General features: G+C 47.3%; 17 protein-coding genes and 2 tRNA genes. 7 read left to right on the top strand and 12 right to left on the bottom strand.

Annotation, left to right across the window (positions count from 1 at the left end):
- Positions 1–32 precede the first annotated feature (32 nt).
- The 6 genes from ACHAL6_RS05015 to ACHAL6_RS04990 form a co-directional block, all read right to left on the bottom strand.
- Positions 33–860, bottom strand: coding sequence for an MBL fold metallo-hydrolase (locus tag ACHAL6_RS05015; protein WP_395269147.1), 828 nt, complete (start codon positions 858–860; stop codon positions 33–35).
- A 279-nt stretch (positions 861–1,139) separates the two neighbouring features.
- Positions 1,140–2,945, bottom strand: coding sequence for an ABC transporter ATP-binding protein (locus tag ACHAL6_RS05010; protein WP_395269146.1), 1,806 nt, complete (start codon positions 2,943–2,945; stop codon positions 1,140–1,142).
- Between the two features lie 33 nt (positions 2,946–2,978).
- On the bottom strand, positions 2,979–4,721 hold the full coding sequence (locus ACHAL6_RS05005) for an ABC transporter ATP-binding protein (protein WP_395269145.1): 1,743 nt from the start codon (positions 4,719–4,721) through the stop codon (positions 2,979–2,981).
- Positions 4,722–4,951: 230 nt separating this feature from the next.
- Positions 4,952–5,077: a hypothetical protein gene (locus ACHAL6_RS05000; RefSeq protein WP_395269144.1), complete on the bottom strand. Its 126-nt coding sequence runs from the start codon at positions 5,075–5,077 to the stop codon at positions 4,952–4,954.
- Positions 5,078–5,272: 195 nt separating this feature from the next.
- A complete protein-coding gene (locus tag ACHAL6_RS04995) occupies positions 5,273–5,974 on the bottom strand; it encodes a DUF2161 family putative PD-(D/E)XK-type phosphodiesterase (RefSeq protein ID WP_395269143.1) in 702 nt (233 codons plus the stop codon).
- Between the two features lie 151 nt (positions 5,975–6,125).
- Entirely contained in the window at positions 6,126–6,695 is a 570-nt protein-coding gene (locus tag ACHAL6_RS04990) for a DUF937 domain-containing protein (RefSeq protein WP_395269142.1), read from the bottom strand.
- A 199-nt stretch (positions 6,696–6,894) separates the two neighbouring features.
- On the opposite strand from ACHAL6_RS04990, the gene ACHAL6_RS04985 reads away from it, so the two are divergent.
- Complete coding sequence (locus tag ACHAL6_RS04985) at positions 6,895–7,464, top strand: TetR family transcriptional regulator (RefSeq protein WP_395269141.1); 570 nt, start codon at positions 6,895–6,897, stop codon at positions 7,462–7,464.
- A gap of 129 nt (positions 7,465–7,593) precedes the next feature.
- A complete protein-coding gene (locus tag ACHAL6_RS04980) occupies positions 7,594–8,508 on the top strand; it encodes a cation diffusion facilitator family transporter (protein ID WP_395269140.1) in 915 nt (304 codons plus the stop codon).
- A 156-nt stretch (positions 8,509–8,664) separates the two neighbouring features.
- Here ACHAL6_RS04980 and ACHAL6_RS04975 read toward each other — a convergent pair.
- A tRNA-Leu gene (locus ACHAL6_RS04975) sits at positions 8,665–8,749 on the bottom strand.
- Between the two features lie 23 nt (positions 8,750–8,772).
- Positions 8,773–8,858, bottom strand: a tRNA-Leu gene (locus tag ACHAL6_RS04970).
- A 401-nt stretch (positions 8,859–9,259) separates the two neighbouring features.
- Here ACHAL6_RS04970 and pulA point away from each other — a divergent pair.
- From pulA to ACHAL6_RS04945, 5 genes are all read left to right on the top strand, one after another.
- Entirely contained in the window at positions 9,260–11,314 is a 2,055-nt protein-coding gene (gene pulA, locus ACHAL6_RS04965; protein ID WP_395269139.1) for a type I pullulanase, read from the top strand.
- Between the two features lie 351 nt (positions 11,315–11,665).
- Positions 11,666–13,192 (top strand): Na+/H+ antiporter NhaC family protein, encoded by a 1,527-nt coding sequence (locus ACHAL6_RS04960; protein ID WP_395269138.1) that lies wholly within the window; start codon positions 11,666–11,668, stop codon positions 13,190–13,192.
- Positions 13,193–13,220: 28 nt separating this feature from the next.
- Positions 13,221–14,630 (top strand): argininosuccinate lyase, encoded by a 1,410-nt coding sequence (argH, locus tag ACHAL6_RS04955; RefSeq protein ID WP_395269137.1) that lies wholly within the window; start codon positions 13,221–13,223, stop codon positions 14,628–14,630.
- Positions 14,631–14,859: 229 nt separating this feature from the next.
- Entirely contained in the window at positions 14,860–15,768 is a 909-nt protein-coding gene (locus tag ACHAL6_RS04950; RefSeq protein ID WP_395269136.1) for an ABC transporter ATP-binding protein, read from the top strand.
- Positions 15,765–17,012 carry an ABC transporter permease gene (locus tag ACHAL6_RS04945; protein WP_395269135.1) on the top strand — a complete coding sequence of 416 codons (1,248 nt, stop codon included), beginning with the start codon at positions 15,765–15,767 and terminating at the stop codon, positions 17,010–17,012. Before ACHAL6_RS04950 ends, ACHAL6_RS04945 begins: the two co-directional genes overlap by 4 nt.
- 140 nt (positions 17,013–17,152) lie before the next feature.
- On the opposite strand, the gene ACHAL6_RS04940 is transcribed toward ACHAL6_RS04945, so the two are convergent.
- Genes ACHAL6_RS04940 through aroC form a run of 4 tightly spaced genes read right to left on the bottom strand, consistent with a single transcriptional unit; the run spans position 17,153 to position 22,064 of the window.
- Complete coding sequence (locus ACHAL6_RS04940; RefSeq protein WP_395269134.1) at positions 17,153–17,722, bottom strand: lytic transglycosylase domain-containing protein; 570 nt, start codon at positions 17,720–17,722, stop codon at positions 17,153–17,155.
- Entirely contained in the window at positions 17,694–18,305 is a 612-nt protein-coding gene (gene coaE / locus ACHAL6_RS04935) for a dephospho-CoA kinase (protein ID WP_395269133.1), read from the bottom strand. Before coaE ends, ACHAL6_RS04940 begins: the two co-directional genes overlap by 29 nt.
- Before the next feature lie 8 nt (positions 18,306–18,313).
- Positions 18,314–20,941: a DNA polymerase I gene (polA, locus tag ACHAL6_RS04930; RefSeq protein ID WP_395269132.1), complete on the bottom strand. Its 2,628-nt coding sequence runs from the start codon at positions 20,939–20,941 to the stop codon at positions 18,314–18,316.
- Positions 20,919–22,064, bottom strand: coding sequence for a chorismate synthase (aroC, locus tag ACHAL6_RS04925; RefSeq protein ID WP_395269131.1), 1,146 nt, complete (start codon positions 22,062–22,064; stop codon positions 20,919–20,921). The genes polA and aroC overlap by 23 nt, the downstream gene beginning before the upstream one ends.
- Positions 22,065–22,094: the final 30 nt, after the last annotated feature.

Here is a 22,094-nt window from a genome sequence, read left to right as displayed (position 1 = left end):
AAGTTATGGTTGCCTCCGAGCCTCCCCCGGTACTACAGCGTAAGATCTTCTCCTGTGACAAGATAGTCCACCTGGGCACCCATGGTCTCCTGGAGCTTTCTATACATCTTCTGACCCGTGCAGTGACAGGTGTGATACTGTATTCCTGTCTCTTTCAGCTTTTCGCCCAGTCTCGGCACAAAGGTCTCATCGGGATGAATCTTGCTGGGCTTCTTGATATGAAAACCGCCGATGACATGGTCAGGATATCTTCCTTTGATCTTTTTTACCGTTTCCACCAGATTCACCACCCCTCTGTGTCCGCATCCGATGATGAGAAAGAGCTTTCCCTCCTCTTCCAGAAGAAGGTTGTGCTCATGCCTGAAATCATCACGAAGGTACTCTTCTCCTTCCCGCATATAGAGGGTTTCATTGCCGGGCGGCATCATCTCTTCACCTGTGATCTGTGAAATCAGAGTGAGATGCGCATCAAGTCTCGTTATCCCCTCCACCAGAATGAAGCGGCTGCTTCCAGAAACCTCTTCCGGTGTAATGATGTCCTTCATGATTCCGTTCTCCTGTCGGGAATAATGCTTATCCATGGCTTTGGGATGGGCATAGATGGGCGCCTTGCTGTTCACCTTGAGAAATGCGGGGATGCCTCCTGCATGGTCCTGATGGCCATGGGATAGAAATGCCAGGTCCACCTCTTCCAGAGGAATGTTCATCATTCTGGCATTCTCAAGAAAACGCGCATCAGGTCCGAAATCAAAAATCATCTTTCTGCCCATGCTTTCAATATAGAAGCTCACTCCATGGGCAGAGAGAAGTTCATCGCGATCCTTCACTTTATCATTTTCTAGCAGTACTGCAATACGCATGGCTCTTCCTCCTCTTTTTCTTCTTTGATCTTTCTTCACATTGAACTCTTTTCGGTTCTTCATATAAAAACATTGTACCCCAGTTTTATCCAATAATAAAACCGGGGTACAGATTCTTTATTCTATTTGCAATCAGGTTCTTACCTGCATTTTCCTGTTGAAGCATTTCATGCTCCATTAGCCTGTGTTTGGATCTATTCTGATTCTATCGGAATGCATCCTTTATTTCACTTACTGCCACAAAGGATCCCATTCTCGTTCCTTCTGATTTCAGTGTCATCAGCTTGCATTCTTCTTTTTCTTCAGTACATCCATACCCACTTCTTCCATGAACTGGTTGGTATAGAGTTCATAGTAATGTCCTCTTCTCTTGAGAAGCTCTTCATGGGTACCTGCTTCCAGAATTTCTCCCTTGTCTATGACAAGGATTCTGTCGGCACTTCTGATGGTGGACAGTCTGTGGGCCACGATGAAGCTGGTTCTGTTCTGCAGCACTTCTTCAATGGCTTTCTGGATCTTCACTTCGGATTCCGTGTCGATGGATGAGGTCGCCTCATCCAGGAAGAACAGCCTTGGTTTTCCGATGATGGCTCTGGCAAATGAGACCAGCTGCTTTTCACCGGTGGAAAGCATGCCTCCCCCTTCTCCGACTTCCGTGTCATATCCGTGTTCCAGCTTCATGATGAAGTCATGGGCACGAACCACCTTGGCCGCTTCCATGATTTCCTCGTCCGTGGCATCCAGTTTACCGTAGCGGATATTCTCCTTGATGCTGCCGCTGAATAGATGCGGTGCCTGGAGCACATATCCGATGTTGGAATGAAGCCATTTCTGAGGCTTTTTCTTGTAATCTTCCCCATCGATGAGGATTCTTCCACCTGTAGGTTCATAGAATCTGCAGGCCAGGTTCACGATGGTGCTTTTTCCGGATCCCGTCTCTCCCACAAGAGCGATGGTCTCTCCGGCTTTCACGCTGAGGTTGAAGTCCTTCAGAATATATTCTCCTTCCTTATAGTAGAAGTTCACATTCTCGAAGGTCACATCCCCTTTGATGGTTCCATAGTCTTCTTTTTCTTCCACCATGTCGTCCACAATCTCTTCCTTCTCATTGAGAAGTCCCATGACTCTTTCCGCTGCCGCCTGTGCACTGATCATTTCAGTGTAGATTCGGGCAAGTTCAAGAACCGGGTCAAAGAACTGTCTGGCATAGGTGATGAAAAGGACCAGGGTACCATAGGTCAGCGCCCCACCCATAAGCATGTTGCTTCCGAAGAACAGTGTCAGAACCGTTCCTACCGCTGAAATGAACAGCGTCATGGGCAGATATCCAGCGGACAGCGTTGCCGCCCGGATGGAGGTTCTCTTCATGTTGTGGGTTTCTTCGCTGAATTCTTCGATGTTCAGCTCTTCTCTCACGAGCGTCTTGGTGGTCTTCGCCCCCACGATGCCGTCATTGAAAAGCCCAGTGATTCTGGAGTTTATTTTTCTCACATTTCTGTAGGATACCAGCATCTTCTTCTCGAAGAAGACACTGATGAACGCCAGTATCGGAATGGTGAGAAGTGTCACCAGAGCCAGTTTCCAGTTGATCACAAGCATGACCACGGAAACGCCCAGCATCATGGTTCCTCCCCATACCAGATCCACAACACCCCAGGCTACGGTTTCCGCAATCTTCTGGGCGTCGGACGTGGTTCTGGCAATCATCCATCCTACCGCATTCTTGTCGTAATAGCTGAAGGACAGACGCTGCAGTTTTCTGAAGGCGTCTTTTCTCAGTTTGTACTGGATCTCCACTTCCAGCTTACCCGCACGGCGGATAAACAGAAGCACGATGAGTGCCAGTGCGATGGCAAGCCCCACATAGAGGAAAGCCACTCTGGTCAGACCTGCATAATCCCCATCCGCAACAAAATTGTCAATGGCATATCTTGTCAGCAGCGGAAAGGTGATGTCAGTTGCCGCCAGGGCAACCATGAAACTGACCAGGATGATAAAATCTTTTTTAAATACCTTAAAGTAGTGGAACATCTCTTTCCAGATCTTCTTATCCACTTTAAGCTTCATTTCTTTTTGTTCTTCCATTTCGGATCCCCTCCTATAGGTGCCGACTGATCCTTATACAGCCATCTGCTGAAGGTCCCAGATTCTCTTGTAGAGTCCGTCCTCGCGGATGAGCTCTTCGTGTGTGCCCATCTGTACAATTCTTCCCTCGTCCAGAACGATGATGTTGTCCGCTTCCGCAAGGGTTGCGATTCTATGGCTGATGATCAGCGTCGTGATGTCTTTGCTTCTTGATTTCAGCGCATTTCTGATGCGCATATCCGTTTCCGTATCCACCGCACTCAGGCTGTCATCGAAGATCAGGATTCTCTTGTCCGAATCAATGATGGTTCTGGCGATGGCGATACGCTGCTTCTGTCCACCGGACAGGGAAACTCCCTTCTCTCCGATGATGGTGTCATATCCTTCCTTGAAGGTCAGGATATTGCTGTGGATCGATGCCGCCTTGGCTGCATCGAAAATCTCTTTTTCTTTGTAGCTTCTCTTGGTGATGCCGATGTTTTCCTTCACGGTCTTGGCATAGAGATGCGGTTCCTGCAGAACCAGACCGATCTTTTTGCGGATCCAGCCTCTCTTTATGTCCTTCAGTTCATGTCCGTCGATCCTGATGCTTCCTTCATAGTCGTAAAGTCTCTGAAGAAGATGTACCAGCGTGGATTTACCGGACCCTGTTGAACCCAGGATACCAAGGGTGGCGCCCACCGGAAGATCAAAGCTCACATTCGAAAGCACCTTCTGATGCTCATCGTAACCGAAGGATACGTTTCTGAAAGCGATGTTCCCGTAGATTTCAGGTTCTCCCTCATTGGGCTGGTCCACTTCGATCTCTTCACTGAGTATTTCCTCGATACGTCCGATGGACACGGTGGTCTTACCAAACTCGGAGAGGAGTCTTCCCAGCTGCTTCACCGGCCAGAGGAGCATGGATACATAGGTGATGAAGGCGGTGAGCGTACCGATGGTAAGCTCTCCTCGAATGACCATTCCTGCACCTACAACCAGAACGATTCCGTTCTGGAGAAGCGTCAGAAAATCTGAGGATGCCCAGAAAACCGCCAGGGTTTCGATGAGCTTATAGGTGATGTTCTTGTGACTTGCGTTCACTTCCTCAAAACGGTCGATTTCATGTTCTTCCCGTCCGAAGGCTCTCACCACACGAACACCGGAAAGATTTTCCTGAAGTACGGTGGTCAGTCTTCCTTCCGCTTCATCGGACTTCTTGAAGGTCTTCTGGATCTTCGTGAAGAAGATGTAGCTGAAGAGAAAGAGTACTGGAATCATGATCATGGAGTAGAGCGTCAGCTCCGCATTCAGCGTGGACATGATGACCAGTGTGAACCCCAGCATGAAGATGATTCTTCCAAGGTCCACCACCTGAACACCCAGGAATCTTCGGATGGTTTCCACATCCGAGGTGCATCTCTGCACCATGTCTCCTGTCTCTTTTCTTGTATGTCTTTCAAAAGTCATATACTGGATCTGGGTGTAGAGCTTCTCTCTGATGTCCTTGGCGATGTTTTCAGCCGCAAAGCTGGAAAGATAACCTTTCAGGAACATGAACACTCCTCTTAGAAGGCTCATGACCACGATGATGAGTACCACCCCACCAAGGTTTTTCCCGAATGCATCCATGAGAAACTGCAGTCTTCCAGGCTCCACATCTCCGATGATGGAGTCGATGGCATACTTGATGAGTATAGGCACAGACAGCTGCATCACCGTTGCCAGTATGATTGCAATGATGGCCAGGGAGAATGGTCCTCCGTAGCCCTTTAAATATCCGAATAATTTCTTCATGTGTATCAACACCTCACTTTTTTTCTGTCGATTCTTACGAGTGATGGAAGTTTCATAAAATAGAAAAACACGCAGTACCTGCGTGTTCTGTTTAAAGACAAGGGATCCACTTGTCCTTCATTTCATTTTCAGAAATGCATGAAACCATAAGAAATTATAATTTCATACAACAAAACCACAGGTCGCAACCTGTGGTTTCTCAGATTCTATACGCTTTTGTCATGCAAAGGCTATAGGGTGAGACTCCTATTCAGGTCACAAACTTTTTCTATTATCATATCCTTAAAATTAGGCGCAGCGATAGCGTCTACGAGATAAAGTGCATTCATTTTTACAAATACTGTACTGTTCATCATTTTCGTGACCTCCTTTGCTAAATTAAATTACACACAAATCGTCTGTAACCTATTTCATAATATACGAACTCTTTTCGGATTACAACCCCCTGAAAAGAATTTTCTAACTTTTCTTGCAATATTTTCGGTTTTTCTTTTTTTTCTTAAGCCGGTTAACTGTTTCTATCTATCCAACATGCTGTATATATTAATATATTAAAGTTCAGCCAGATTCCTATATTCATTCACGAAGTGCTCAATGAGCTGCCCATAGGTTTCATGGTCCGGATGCACTCCATTCAAGCTGTACTTCCCATGGTCCACTTTGATGAACCAGTCGTAGTAATTCCTGGAAAGCAGCGTATGATTGATGCCAAGCTCTTTCAGCTCCTTCGGCGAAACCACTCCCTTCAACCGGATCAGCGCCACAGCTCGTAAGGAATCCTCCCTGTAGGCAGTGAGAAGCTTCTTTCCTCTGGACCCGCCCTTATTCCCATCGACGCTTCGCTTCTTCATTTCCTTCAGAATGCGCAGCTTCTCCTTCATCTTGGCCCGACGCCCACGATCCAGATCGTAGAACGCAGGTTCCTGGACTTCCAGAATCTCCACTTTTTCCACATCCACATAGAGAAGCCCCAGCTCCATCCTCTTGAGAAGATACAGCATGTTGTTCATGTTCCTGTTCTTCACGATGCGCTTTGGTTTCGGTACTGCCATGTATACCAGATCGCAGGTCTTCTGCCGAAGCGCGGCCTGGGTCAGAAGCTCTATGGTGAGCCCCTTCTTCATCTCGATGCCCACAAGAAGATCTTTCTTCTCTGCCACCACATCGATGTCTCTCACTTCACTTCTCACCTTGAATCCCTGCTCTTCAAAATATTTCTTTATGGCTCCATACATATCTGTTTCCTTCATCATGACACCTCGTCTTCATTATAAACGAAAATAAGATAATTTTTCTTCCTCTTCATGAAGTTGTGCACAGAAAAACAGGCATAGTTCAGCTACTTGCTGAACTATGCCTTGATTTTCTAGAAGGTTCGTCTTTCTTCTGTTCTATTTCTTTCTTTTATTTCTTTCCGAAGAGTCCGCCCATGAGATCATCAATGAAGCTGCCGTCTTTGTCCTTATCCAGCATGTTCTTGGCGATATCCATGATGCCGCCGCCCCCCAGAAGTCCTCCAAGAGAACCGGTGAGATCGCTGATGTTTCCGCTGGAGACATTCTCTTCCTTCTTCTTGTTTCCCAGCATACCCATGAGAATCGGTGCCAGCATGGACATAAGCCCGGAAACCTGTCCAATGCCGAGTCCTGAATTGCTCGCGATGTTGTCTTCCACTTTCACTTTCTTCTCTCCGAGGATATGATCCAGCATTCTATTTCCTTCATTGGCATCCACACGATTCAGGAACCCTTCCAGATCCTCCACATCGTCATTTTTGTGATCTTCCAGGGCCTTTGCCAGGGATTCTCTGCTCTGGGGTTCTCTGGCATTTCGGTCCAGTGCTTCCACCAGGGTCGGAACACCAAGGCTTGCAGCCTTTCTTACCTCATCAGGGCTCGCCTGCACTTTTCTGCTCAGTTCTTCCAAAATCTTCTCGTTTCCCATGACGGAATTCAGTAGACTTGATAAATCCATAAAAATTCACACTCCTTTCTACTAAGTATAGCATCTGAAGATTCTGATAACTACTGGTTCCAAAAGTCTTTAAAGAAATGTTAGACTTGGTTCACATCTGAAAACCTTTGATATTTGACACTTTTCGGAATCCATGGTATTCTTAGATGAAAATGACTGACAGTCATTCATTTTATAAGGAAAGGAGATCTGATGACCATTGAATAAGAGAGAAGCCATACTATGGGCTGCCGTGGACCTCATGGGTGAAAACGGATTTTCAAAAACCTCCGTTTCCCAGATCGTGAAAAAAGCAGGTGTCGCCCAAGGAACCTTCTATCTCTATTTCCAGTCCAAAAGTGAACTGGTACTGGGCATCGCTTCTCATATCATAGAGGACATTCTGAAGGAAGCCCAAGCACTTCCCCTCCACGAGGAGACTCCATTAAAGGAATTCATTTCTCTGCTCACGGATCTCATGTATGAGATGACGCTGAAGCACAAGAAGCTCATCGGATTCATCTATTCAGGTACAGCGTACTATTCCTCCTTCAAGGAGTGGGAAAACCTGTATATCCCTTTCTATGCGTGGCTCACAGAGAAACTGTCCTTCTACAGGGAAAAGAACCTGATCCTGAAATCCTTTGATCTCTCCTACCTCTCAAACTTCATCATCGGTTTACTCGAACATGGTGCAGAGCAGGTCTATCTCATGGAGACGGAGAACTTTCAGGAAACCCGATCGAAAGAGCAGCTGAAAACATTTATCTATGAAGCCATCACTTCCTGAATAAAACAGAAATCATAGATTCCATATAAAACCAACAATCTCATCACATTATGAAAGGAGTGCTGACCGCGGATTTCCAAGGGGTGCGGAACCTCACAAGAAATCAGTTTGGAAACCGCAAAAAGTATCATGTCGACGCTAAAAATCGAAAAGAAATTATTGATTCATTCTGTTATACTCTCCATCGCTTTCTCTGTTGTAGGGGTGAGCGCAGGGCTTCTGGCGAAATCCCAGATGATCATGTTTGACGGACTCTATTCCCTCGTCAGTGTGATTCTGTCCTACCTGTCTCTGGCGTCCGCCAGGTTCATGGCAAAAAGCGACTGGAAGAAATTCCCCTTTGGCAAGTCCATTGTGGAACCCCTTGTGGTCATTGTAAAATACTCTGCCATCCTGCTCATACTTTCCGTATCCGTCATCAACGCCACTTATACCATTTCGCAAGGCGGCATAGCAGTTGATACAGACACGGCGCTTCTGTATTCACTTTTCTCATCCATTGCATGTCTTTTCATGTATCTGCATCTGAAGAGAAAATCAAAGAAGCACAGCTCCATGCTCCTCACTGCAGAATCCTCACAGTGGCTGTTTGACACCTATGCAAGTTTCGGTGTGCTCCTCACCTTCGCTCTGGTATTTCTTATGCAGCGCTATCAGGTGTTTACAGGGCTTCTTCCCTACATCGACCCGATGATTGTGATCCTCATGGCCGCAAGCTTTGCCAAGGTGCCTTTCGTCTCCATCAAGATGGCTTTAAGAGATGTTCTGGGCATGTCTCCCGAAGGAGAACTTGCAAATAAGCTAAGTGAGCTGATTGCAGAAATCGAAGAAAAGTATAAGATGAAGGAATCCTTCCTCCGTGTGACAAAGAGAAGAAAGCTGCTTCGAATGGAAATAGACTTTATCGTGGATGAACACTCTCTGGTCCAGACCATCAAGGAGCAGGATAAGATCCGGGAAGAACTGGAGAGAAGGCTGACTCCCATCAAGACAGACAAATGGATCACCGTTTCTTTCACCTCCAACAGAAAATGGGCTGTATAGCCTATCTTATATAACCAGAAGTTGAAAAAGGATAGAGAGGCATCGTGGATGATGCTTCTCTATCCTTTTAAGTTTCTGGTTATGCTTCTGGCTCGCGAAAAAAATCATCCTAAAAAACAAAAAAACCCATTGCTTTCACAAAGAGTTTCTTTCCATTGGTGCAGATGAAGGGAGTCGAACCCCCACGCCTCTCGGCGCTAGATCCTAAGTCTAGTGCGTCTGCCAATTTCGCCACATCTGCATATTCAGTTTAAAATGATTAAATGGTGCAGATGATGGGACTTGAACCCATACGAGCTGTTGCCCGCTACCCCCTCAAGATAGTGCGTCTGCCATTCCGCCACATCTGCCTGCTTTTAATCACATGTATTATTCTAACTTCAGATAAGATAATAGTCAAGGAAAATATTCTAAAATGTGTCCGCAGGATTTCAATGACGAAAGCGTACTCCTGCTCTTCACCCTGCAGCTTTTTTCAGTTTTCGCTCCATTTGCCTGAACCCCAATACCCCATGGGATTCTCCCTCTAATCTGTCAATGAATGTACTTCTCCATTGCGAAACTTTAGTTGTACATATCTCAGAGAAGAAAATTCATAATTTATTTATTTTTATAGGGATTCCCCTTGTATCGAAAAACTGAATCAGTTATCATGAACCTAGAATTTGGATTGTGATATTTTGACAATTAATAAACAGACTTAATAGGAAGCTTTTCAGATTCAATGATTGATAAAGGAACGATTAAATAGATGGAAAACAATACGCAGAATGAACTGGACGTTCTCCAGCGAGAACAGATCCAGATTCCCCAGATCCTGCCGGATTTCAGAAAACTTACGGAGTTCTACGACTCCGATTATTTTATGGCGAACCTGATCTACGATGGTGATGATCTGGGTCTTACTTATGGTGTGGAAGGAATCAGACTGAAATTCTGGGCACCTGTTGCAAGCAAGGTGAATCTTCTTCTTTATCAGAATGCGGAAGATTTGACCCCTCTCTTCATCTACCCCATGGAAAAGGATGTCAAAGGAACCTACAGTCTCTCCATTTCGGCTCTTGCCGATGGTCTTTACTATCTGCTTGAAGTGGACCACCAGGGTGAGAAGACTTATACACCCGGTCCCTACGTCACCTCCGTCAGCCTCAATGGAGAAAAAGGATGTATTCTGGATCTTCGAACCACCGATCCGGAAGGATTCCGTTACCACGAAGCACCAGAACTGGAAAACCCTGTGGACGCTGTGGTCTATGAAGTCCATGTACGTGATATGACCATCCACCATGATTCAGGCGCAGCTGCAAAAGGAAAGTATCTGGGCTTTGTGGAAGAGGGCACGAAAAACGAGAAGGGCCATGCCACAGGCATCGATCATCTGAAAGAACTGGGCATCACCCATGTGCAGCTTCTGCCGGTCTTCGATTACAACTGCCTGGATGAATCCAAGGATGAAGGCCAGTACAACTGGGGATATGACCCTCTGAACTACAATGTACCGGAAGGCTCCTACTCCAGTGATGCCGCAAATCCCAAAGCAAGAATCACAGAGCTCAAGAGTCTCATCATGGGACTTCATAAAAACGGCATGGGCGTCATCATGGACGTGGTCTACAATCACACCTCCGACAGCCTTCTGTCCAATTTTCACAAATCCGTACCGCTCTACTATCACAGAAGTGCAGATGGAAGCTTCACCGATGCCTCCGCCTGCGGAAATGAGACGGCATCGGAAAGACCCATGATGAGAAAGTTCATGATCGACTCTCTTACCCATTGGGTCAAGGAATATAAGATCGACGGATTCAGATTCGATCTCATGGGCATTCATGATACACAGACCATGCTGGAAATCGAAAAAGCGCTAAGGAAAATCAAACCGGACATCATTCTCTACGGAGAAGGCTGGACCGGTGGAGAAAGTCCACTGGCAGAAGAAAAGAGACTGGTGAAGAAAAACATCAGCCAGACGCCCGGCATCGGTGCATTCAACGATGATTTCAGAGATGGCGTCAAGGGACATGTCTTCTTTAATCACCGGGGCGGATTCGTCAGTGGAGCCGGTCAGGAAGAATCCGTGAAGTTCGGTATCGCAGGTGCTGTGAAGCATAAGGATATCAACTACGATGACATCATGTACACTGATTTTCCCTGGGCGGAGAATCCAGGCCAGAGCATCAATTACGTTTCAGCCCATGACAACCTGACGCTTCATGACAAGCTCGTGGAAGTGAATAAAGGAAAAAGCGCTGAAACCATCAAAGACATGGCGAAACTTGCCAATGCCATCGTGCTGACAAGTCAGGGCGTTCCCTTCATCCATGCAGGTGCAGAGTTTCTGAGAACCAAGTACGGTGACCATAACTCCTACCGTTCTCCTGATTCCATCAATGCGCTGCACTGGGATCTGAAGAGCAGAAACATCGACATGGTGAACTACTATAAGGGCCTCATTTCATTAAGAAAGAAATACAAAGCTTTCAGAATGAGAACCCAGGAAGAGATTGAAGAGAATATCCTATTTTATACAAGAGAAAGAAAAGCGCCACTGAAACTGAAAAGTGCCAATGTGGTCAGCTATATCCTGAAAGACCCCTATGACAATCAGACCTTCCTTGTTGCCTTCAATGGAAGTGATTCCGATCAGGAAATCACACTTCCCAAAGCCAGCTGGGATGTCCTGGTGGACAAGTTCCAGGCAGGAACAGCGTGTCTCTGGCGTACTGAACAGAAGAAAGTGTCTCTCAAGGCCCATTCAGCCCTTGTCATGATGACAGAAGGACTTCTCCCTCTCTCCTCTGACTGATCTAAAATTGAACCACAACATCCCTTCAAGGAGAAAGCTCAGCTTCTCCTCGAAGGGATGTTTTCTTTTCCTCTTATTATCGTGCTATGAAATCCACCCTTATATTACTCCCACTGAATTTGAATATTCATAACAAAATTTATTTTGATAATGAAAACGTATAACAATAAATTGTTGCAATTAAAGGGGTTGACTTCCTCATCGAAGCCTATTATTATGAATAAATAGTGCATTTATTGCATAAATATTTATTCATAGGAGGACACGGAGAATGACCAGTTATTTCTCCTTCTGCAGAAGGCTTTTAAAAAATCATCGAAAACAAGAATAAAAATATGGAGGAAATGAATTATGACAGATTATGGTTTTTTATCCGTTATTCCAGTAATCCTGGCTGTAACAATTGCAATCAAATACAAAAATGTGGTCCTTGCTCTTTTTGCCAGTGTGCTCACAGGGGTAATGATCCTTGTGAACTACAACCCGATCACTGCATTGACCGAAACCATTCAGACCTATCTCTTCGGACAGCTGCAGGATTCCTATAACGCTGGTGTACTGGTGCTTCTGGTCTTCATCGGCGGGTTCATCGCCCTGATGGAAAAATCCGGTGGCGCTCTTGCTTTTGCCAGCCGTGCATCCAAGGTCATCAAATCCAGAGCCAAAGTGCAGATGGCGGCATGGATCGGCGGAATCATTGTATTTTTTTCAGACCTTGGTACCCCGCTTATCGTAGGACCTATCTTCGAGCCTCTCTTTGACAAGCTGAAGGTGTCCAAGGAAAAGCTGGCCTACATCATCGATTCCACAGCTTCTCCTGTGGCAGTCCTTGTTCCTTTCATCGGATGGGGCGTCTACATCATGGGTCTCATCCAGAAGGAGTATGAACTCCTCGGCATCACTGAATCCGACTGGACCGCATTCATAAAGTCCATTCCGTTCAACATCTATTCCATTCTGGCAGTACTATTTGTTCCACTCATAGCCTTCACCGGATATGAATTCAGTGCCATGGCCAAAGCGGAAAAGAGAGTACAGGAGACCGGCGAAAAATACTGGAAGACATCCAAGCCCATGAGAAAGACAGATACTGCGGATGCGAAGGAAAGCAAGTCTTCCCTGATTTTCGTTCCTTTATTCGTACTGTTCGTCACTCTCTTCGGGATTCTTGCACCACTTGGCTTCCCTTTCACTCAGGTGCCCGGAAGCGCATTCAGAGGTGCCTTAAGCACCGGATACCTTCTGGCAGCTGCAGTGCTTATTGCCATGATGGTCTATTACAAGGTGAAGTCCTTTGAAGAAACCTTCAGCATCTACCTGGGCGGTATGGCCAAGATGATGAATGTGGCAATCATACTGGTTCTGGCATGGTCCTTAAGTGCCGTCAGTAAAGAACTTGGCACCTCATCCTATATCATCGGCATCACAGACGGCAACCTGCCCGCATTCCTGATTCCAGCCGTGACCTTCCTGATCGGCGCAGTATTGTCCTTCGCCACAGGAAGCTCCTGGGGAACCTATGCGATCCTGATGCCCCTTGTCATTCCCATGTCCGTGGCTTTAGGTGCACCCATCTATGCATCCATCGGTGCAGTCCTGGCAGGCGGAATGTTCGGAGACCACTGCTCCCCGATATCGGATACGACGATTCTCGCCTCATCCGGTGCAGGCTGCGATCATGTGGACCATGTGAAGACACAGCTGCCTTATGCGCTCATGAACGGAACAGCTTCCTTCATCGGCTATCTCCTGGCTGGCATCACCGGAAGTGCACTGTCTGTTGTGGTCTCCTTTGCCCTCTTGGTGACCCTGTATCTCATCACATCCAAATACAAAGGCATCAAGGTCAGTGATGTGAACTACAGCGAAGCGGCCTAAGCACAAGAAATTCTAGGAGGAAAATATTTTGAAAAATCTATGGGGTTCAAGATTCCAGAAGCAGATGGATCAGATGGTGGAAGAATTCAACGCTTCCATCACCTTTGATATCGCACTGTATAAGCAGGACATCAGAGGAAGCATCGCGCATGCGAAGATGCTTTCTAAAATGGGACATCTGAAGGAAGAAGAACTGGAACAGATCATGAATGGTCTCAAGAAAATCGAAAAGAAGATCGAAGAAGGGAATCTTACCTTCACCTACGAAGATGAAGACATCCACATGGCCATCGAAAGCCAGCTGATCAGAGAAATCGGAGATGTGGGCAGAAAGCTTCACACCGCCAGAAGCCGTAACGATCAGGTGATACTGGATGTAAGACTCTACCTGAAAGAGGAGATGGAAGAGCTCTTTGAAATCATTCAGGTGCTGCTGAAGACCCTGATGGAAAAGGCGGAAAGCCACAAAGAGATGCTCATGCCCGGCTTCACCCATCTTCAGCACGCACAGCCTGTAACTGTGGGATTTCATCTCATGGCCTACTTCCAGCAGTTTAAAAGAGACCTGGAAAGACTGAAGGACTGCTACAAAAGAACAGACTATAATCCACTAGGCGCCTGCGCTCTGGCGGGCACCACCATTCCCATTGACCGTGTCTATACAGCGGATCTTCTGGGCTTTCAGGCGGTGACGGAAAATGCCATGGATACAGTGGCCGATCGTGATTTCATCGTGGAATTCATGAGTGTCTCTTCCCTATTCATGGCCCACCTGAGCAGACTCTCAGAAGAATTCATTCTCTGGAATGCGCAGGAATTCAGCTTCATTGAAATCGATGACGGATTCTGCACAGGCAGCAGCATCATGCCGCAGAAGAAGAATCCGGATATTCCTGAACTCATTCGTGGTAAAACCGGCCGAGTCTATGGACATCTCATGGGCCTGCTCACGGTTCTGAAGGGTCTGCCCATGGCCTTCAACAAGGATTTCCAGGAAGACAAGGAAGCACTCTTTGATACGGTGAAGACCGTAAAGACCAGTGCCGTGATTTTTACCCAGATGCTGGAGAATACCACATTCAAAGAAGAAAGCATCAAGAAACATATGGACAAAGGCTTCCTGGCTGCCACGGATCTTGCAGAATATCTGGTGACCCAGGGTGTTCCCTTCCGCACTTCCCATGAACTGGTCGGTGCCATTGTCAAGTATTGTGAAAAGACCGGTGAAACGCTGATGACGCTGAAAGATGAGGTCCTTCCGGATATCGATGATCGGCTAGATGGCATTATGCTCCCGGATCTTAGTAGCAGTGCCTGCATCCTGAGAAGAAGCTCCTTCGGAGGAACTTCTCCCGCTGACGTCATGAGGCAGATTGAAAAAGGGAAAGAAGTGCTTGCATGGTCCATTAAGAATGAAGACGATCTGGATAGCAAATAATCACTTATGAAAGAAGAGGTTCTGTCTCTTCTTTTCTTTTGCAGAAAAGATTCATCTGAAGACATGGTTCTTCTGCACCACCCCTTCCCATACACACTTCTTCCCTTTTACAGTGTACTGAAGCTGCCTGACTGCAACGCAGAGGAGAAACAGTTGACAATCCTATAGCAGTAAGATATATTGTTACGTAAGTAACAAGGTAGAATCAGTTCTAAACAAGGAGAATACTATGAAACTTGAAGTGAAAAACATACACAAGAGTTTTTCCGACGTGAAGATCCTGAAAGACATCTCTTTTGAGGTGGAAAGCGGAAAAGCCATGGGTTTTCTCGGGAGAAACGGTGCCGGTAAGACCACTACTCTGCGTGCGCTCATGGGTGTTTTCAGACAGGACCAGGGGGAATTCATCCTGGACGGAAAAATCTTCAGACCGGAAGACTACAAAGTAGGCTATCTGCCCGAGGAAAGAGGCATGTATCCCAAAGAGGAGATCGCCCACCAGCTGGAATATTTCGGCAAGCTTCGAGGCGGAGACAAGAACGAGCTTCGGAGAAACATCGACTACTGGCTGGATCGCGTGGACCTCTCCGCCTACAAGAAGAAAAAACTGGAAACCCTATCCAAGGGAAATCAGCAGAAGATCCAGATCGTGCAGTCTCTTGTGACCAACCCCGACATTGTCATTCTGGATGAACCCTTCAGCGGACTGGACCCGGTGAATTCCATGGTTCTCAAGGACATCATTGTGGAACTCATCAGCGAAAACAAGCTGGTGATCTTCTCCAGTCATCAGATGTCTTATGTGGAAGAGTTCTGTGATGAAATCACCCTCATCAATCAGGGTGAAATCGTTCTGACGGGAAACCTCAGCAGAATCAAAGTGGAAAGAGGCAAGAACCGCATACGCATGTCCGCAGACAAGGCGGATGAACCCATGCTGATGAAAGCACTTTCTCCTTTCGGAGAAACCCACATCAGAGAAGACAAAACCTCCTACATCGTTCATATACCCGGAGAAGACAATCCTTCGGTGATCATGAGGAAACTCCTGGAGGCAGGCGTGGAAGTCACAAGCTTCTCCCCTTATCTTCCTTCCCTCACCGAAATATTCGTGGAAACGGCAGGTGATAAATCATGAGAAACCTGAAAACAGTCTATCTCTTTGAGCTTGGGAGTCTTCTGAAAAAGAAGGCCTATATCGTCACAACCGTAATCATCTGCGCACTGATCCTTGTGGTTACGACCATTCCCACCATCCAGTCCATGATGGGTGGAGCGGACACGGGTGAAGAAGGCATCATGGAAGACGGCACCTTCGGCATCTATAATGAAGCCGAAGAATTCAACCTGTCCCTTCTGGAGGAAAAGCTGCCAGGAGTGACGCTTCTCCCTTATGACAGTGAAGAGGAACTGAAGGAAGCGGTACTGGATGAAACTGTAAGCACAGGATATATCCTGAAATCCGCCACGGAATATGTCAGCGTGGTGAACAATGTGGCCATGTATTCCGGCGGTGACTTCCTCATGGATTCAGCCCTTCGCCTCGTAAATGAGGACCTGGCTCTTCAGGAAGGCGGACACGATGTGGAAGCCATACGAAACATCATGAGCGGCATCACCATCAGCCAGGAGGAACCCATCGTGCTCGGAAAAGATGTGAAGAACAACTACTGGGTGGTCTACATCCTCATCATGCTTACTTTCATGATGATCATGTTCTACGGAAACAATGTGGCCACCTACGTGGCCAGAGAAAAGAGCGACCGCACCATGGAAATTCTCATCACAAGCTCCGATTCCAACAGCCTGATCATCGGAAAGGTGCTGGCTTCCGGCACAGCCGGGATCATCCAGGCACTTTTCATGGGCGTGACCCTCTTTGTAGGCTACAGGCTGAACTACAGGAGCTACGATGAGGAGATCCTTGATTTTCTCAATATGAATGTGGATCCGAAGCTCCTTCTGGTCTACTTCATCTTCGCTTTCACAGGCTACTTCCTCTTCCTCTTCGTCTATGCGGGCATCGGAGCCCTCATGACCAAGGTGGAGGACGTACCGTCCGCTACCACCCTTGTGACCATGTTCGTCATGGCCGCCTACTTCATCGCCATGTTCAGTCTGGGACTTTCCAATGAGAGCATCATACTGAAGATCGCCTCCTACTTCCCGTTCACTTCCTTCATGGTCATGTTCGTGAGATACGCCATCACCAGTGTATCCATGTTCACCGTGGTGCTGTCCTACGGGATCCTTCTTCTCACAGCTGTTTTCACAGCCTTTGCCTCTGTGAAGATCTACCGTTTCGGTACACTGAACTACGGAAATGCGGGCAGCGTGCTGAAACTCATCAAAACAGCCCTGAAAGACGACAACGGAAGATAGAACGTGACTATGTGACCCGAAACATCAATAGAAGAAACAAGAAAAAATGAAACAGGCATCTGTGCAGGAAGATGAACTCTTCCCGGCAGATGCCTGTCTTTTATTGCTGTTCATGTAATCCATGGTTTTCAGTTCGGTGGTCATTTGTAGAAATAGAGAATCCTGTAGATCTTCTCTCTCTGCAGGACACGCTCCACATAGTTTCTGGTTTCCTCGAAAGGAATATTCGTAAGGATTTCCCCATCGGAGATGCCCTCATCCTGAAGCCATGCCGCCACGCGGTTCGGTCCCGCATTATACGCTGCAAGCTGCGTCTCCACCCGAGGAAAGTTCTCCTTGAGATAGCTGAGATAGTACGTGCCCATTCTGATGTTGGTATCGGGGTCCTTCAGCATCTCTTCGGTAAAGGAAGGCATCTTCAGCCTGTCTGCTATGAAGGCTCCGGTATCCGGCGTCACCTGCATAAGCCCGATGGCCCCTGCCGGAGAAACCGCATCTTCTATGAATCTTGACTCCGTGTGAATCACTGCGTACACAAGAAACGGATCCACTCCATACTCCTCTGCATAGGCTGTGACCTTCTCCTCATGATCCATGGGAAAAAGTCGTCCATAGAGCACATAGGCTCCTGCCGACAAGAGCAGAAGAAGGCTGAGGAGGACGCTGAGCCTCCGAATTCCTCTATTTCTTTTCTTTATCTTTCTTTTCATCTTTAAATCCTATCTTATCAAGAATCGCATGAAGGTCCAGTATGGTATCCTCGATACGTCCACTGTTGTTCAGCACATAGGTGGAACGATCCATCTTGTCTTTGAGATCCATCTGGGCACTGATCCGTCTTCTTGCCTCTTCTTCCGTAAAACCGTCGCGCTTCTTCAGTCTCTCAAGCTGCACCTTCTTCTGTGCATACACGGTGATGGTCAGGTCCACATCCTTCTGGAACCCTTCTTCAAAAAGCAGCGGTGCGTCTAAAATAATAAACTCTTCCTCCGATTTTTCCAGCCTCTTTTCGATTTCCTGCCGGATTCTCGGCATGATCACCTGAAGATACCTGGAAAGCGCTTCCTTGTTCTGAAAAACGATTCTGCCCAGCGCCTTTCTATCCAGTTTCCCATCAGAAAAGACACGGTCCCCGTAAGTTCTTCTCAGGTACGACAGAATCTCGGGATATAGATCGAGCACTTCCCTTGCGATGAGATCCGCATCAATGACCTTTATGCCTAAAGAAGCAAGATATTTCGAGATGGTGGTCTTCCCGGTGGCAATGCCTCCTGTGAGTCCGATCTTCACCATGGCATCACCTACGCTTCAAACCAGGTTTCTCCCACAGACTCTTCCGCCTGGAGTTTCACCTTCAGCTTCACCGCATTTTCCATTTCTTCCTTCACCAGTTTCTTCACAATCTCCAGTTCATCCTTTCTGGTGTTCAGGATCAGTTCATCGTGGACCTGAAGGATGAGACTGGATCTGAGCTTCTTCTCTTTCAGTGCCTCATAGACCTTCACCATGGCCATCTTCATGATATCCGCAGCACTGCCCTGGATGGGGCTGTTCATGGCAAGACGGACACCGGCGGCCTGAACGATCTTGTTTCTCTGACTGATTTCAGGAATGTATCTTCTTCTGTTCATGATGGTTCTCACAAAGCCCTTTTCCTTGGCTTCCAGAACGATGTTGTCCAGATACTCTTTGACCTTGGGATATCTGGAGAAGTAGATTTCCATGTATTCCTTGGCTTCTTTTCTGGAAATGCCCAGGTCCTGAGACAGGCTGAAATCAGACATGCCGTAGATGATGCCGAAATTGACGGCCTTGGCACTGCTTCGAAGCGCATAGCTCACCTCTTCAAATGGTACGCCGAAGACTTCCGATGCGGTCTTTGTGTGGATGTCGATGTCTCCATTGTAGGCTTCAATCATCTTCTCGTCTCCAGAGATATGAGCCAGCACCCTGAGCTCGATCTGGCTGTAGTCACAGGAAAGAAGTATGGAGTCCTCATCATGTGGAATGAAGACTTTTCTCACCGCTCTGCCCATTTCATGCCTGATGGGAATATTCTGCAGGTTCGGGTCCGTGCTGGAAAGCCTTCCTGTGGTGGCCAGGGTCTGATTGAAGGTGGAATGGATTCTTCCATCACCGTCAATGGCAGACTTCAGCCCTACGATATAGGTGCTGTAGATCTTGGTGACGGTTCTAAACTGCATCACCTTTTCGATGATGGGGTGCTTGTCTTTCAGTGCTTCCAGCACATCTATATTGGTGGAATAGCCTGTCTTGGTCTTCTTGATCACAGGCAGGTCCAGTCTTTCAAATAATATGGTGCCCAGCTGCTTCGGAGAATTGATGTTGAACGCTTCCCCTGCCAGGTCATAGATCTCCTTCTCCAACTGATCGATGTCTTCCTTGAAGGTCACGGTCATTTCATCCAGAAGATCCTCATTGACATTGAATCCCTCGATTTCCATATCCGAGAGAATCCTTGTGAGCGGAAGCTCCACTTCGTAATACAGCTCATTGAGCTCTGTCTCTTCCATTTCCCTTGCGAATTTCTCATAGAGCTCAAAGAGTTTTGAGGCAAGATAGACCTCTCCGTCTTTTCCTTCGGGAACCGCCGCTTCCGGAAGATTCTTCAATGTCAGATCCTTCAGCGTCAGCTTTCCGTCTGTGGGTTCCAGAAGATAGGCAGCCAGGTTCACATCAAAGCTGATGTTCTTCGGTTCCATGCCCAGTCTCTTGAAAATGGTCAGTCCGTCTTTGATGTCATAGGAGATCTTTGGAAGATGCTCATCCTCCAGGAAGCGCTTCAGAACATCCAGCGCTTTCTCGGAAGCGAATATGTTTCTGGTATGGATATAGAGATGCTTTTCCTTTGAAGAAAGAACCATCCAGTTCATTTCTCTTTCCGAAAGCTTCGGTGCATGATGCACATCGAAATAGATGGCCACAGGCTGATCCAATCCGACCTCTTTCTTCAGTGTAAGCAGTGCTTCTTCCAGGTCTTCCGGATGCTCCACTTCCGTGAAGTCCACTTTTTCCGCTTCTTTCTTCGGCGCATCTTCTGCAGGCGCATCAGAAAGCTTCGCCAGAAGCGTCCGGAATTCGAGCTCGGAAAACAGCCTTCTCAGCTCATTGACATCATAGGCGTCAGAGCTTCGAAGCCTGTCCATGTCCATCTCCACCTGCACATCACGGATGATGGTGGCCAGCTTCTTAGAGAAGATGGCATCCTCGGCATGGGCGATGAGATTTTCTCTCACCTTCTTCATGGTGATGTTTTCCGCATTCTCGATGGTGTTTTCTATGGAGCCGTATTCCTTGATCAGTTTGAATGCGGTCTTTTCTCCGATGCCGGGAACCCCCTTGATGTTGTCCGAGGCATCGCCCATGAGGCCCTTCACATCAATGAACTGCGTGGGGGTGATGCCGTATTCCTCTATGAACTTTTCTCTGTCATAGACATCCACCACACTGACACCTTTCTTGGTGATGACGACCTTTGTCTTGTCCGATGCCAGCTGCAGGGTATCCTTGTCTCCGGAGAGGACATAGACTTCATCCCCCTCTTTCTCCGCTTTGAGAGAAAGCGTACCGATGACATCATCCGCCTCGAATCCGTCGATTTCCAGAATGTCCACAGCCATGTGCTGCAGCACTTCCTTCATGACAGGAAACTGCATAGCCAGCTCTTCCGGCATTTTCTTTCTTCCTGCCTTGTAGTCATCATATTCCAGATGTCTGAAGGTAGGTGCCTTTCTGTCAAAGGCGCAGACGATGTAGTCCGGGGAAAGATCCCCTTTGATCTTCATCATCATATTGATGAAGCCATAGATGGCTCCTGTATGCATCCCCTTGGACGTGATGAACTTGGGGTTTGCATAAAAGGCTCTGTTCATGATACTGTTTCCGTCAATTATCAATAATCTGCTCATTGTATTCTCCTAAACGTTTTTCTCGTATTCTGATGGCTGCCACAAGCTCTTCCTTATTGTCTCTGGAGAAGGTCTCCAGTATCTCCCTCAGCAGCTCAAAGGCCAGCACATTCTCAAGGACAATGGAAAGTGGAACCACTGCCGTCACATCGCTTCTCTCGTATCTGGAATCCGTGTTCTTCTTTTCCTTGAGATCCACCGAAGGAAGCTTTAGAAGGATGCTGGGTATGGGCTTCATATAACAGTACACATCGATGTTTTCACCGTTACTGATACCCCCTTCAATGCCACCGGCGTGGTTGGAGGCTCTTCTCAGCGCCCCGTCCTCATAAAGTATACCGTCATGATATGTATATCCTGTGAAGTTCAGGAAGGGATTGCCGATGGAAACCTCTTTCACTCCTTGAATGGACATGACTGCACCCGCAAGGGATGCATCCAGTCTTCTGTCATAGTGCATGAAGGATCCCAGGCCTCGCATGACCCCTTCCACCGATGCATAGACCCATCCGCCCAAAGTGTCTCCCTGGCGCTTTGCGCTGTCCACCAACGTCATGAAGGCTTCTTCATTGCGCAGTACTCTCATGGGGCTCTTCTGGATCTTCTCATAAAGGCCGTCATCAAAGAGGTCGCAGAAGGAATCGTTGATTCCATAGAGCGTCTGGACCTTGGAGCGGATCCTTACACCCAGCTCCTCCAGAATCTGTCTGCATATCGCCCCCACGGCAGTCCGAATGGCCGTCTCCCTGGCGGAGCTTCTTTCTATGCTGTTTCGAAGGTTTCCCGTTCCGTATTTGAACTCTCCGGTGAGGTCCGCATGTCCGGGTCTTGGCACGGAGACGAAGGTTTCCTTTGGATCTTTATCTTTCCAGTTGTCATGGTCTCTGTTTCGAATGAGTATGGTCACAGGCGCACCTGTGGTCTTTCCCTCAGCCATTCCGGAAATGATTTCCACCTGATCTTTTTCAAGCTTCATTCTATCGCCGCGACCGTAGCCCTTCTGTCTTCTTGCTAGTTCCTCATTGATCTTTTCTTTAGAAATGGTGAAATTGGCAGGAAGTCCTTCCAGAACTGCGCACAGTCCAGGACCATGTGATTCTCCCGCATCTAAAAACCTGAGCATGGCATCACCCCTAAATTATATTATTACTAC

It is taken from the genome of Proteiniclasticum sp. C24MP (assembly GCF_043951855.1).
GTDB lineage: Bacteria > Bacillota > Clostridia > Clostridiales > Clostridiaceae > Proteiniclasticum.
The sequence above is the reverse complement of the archived record's forward strand: the minus strand, read 5'-3'. Positions and strand labels throughout refer to the sequence as shown.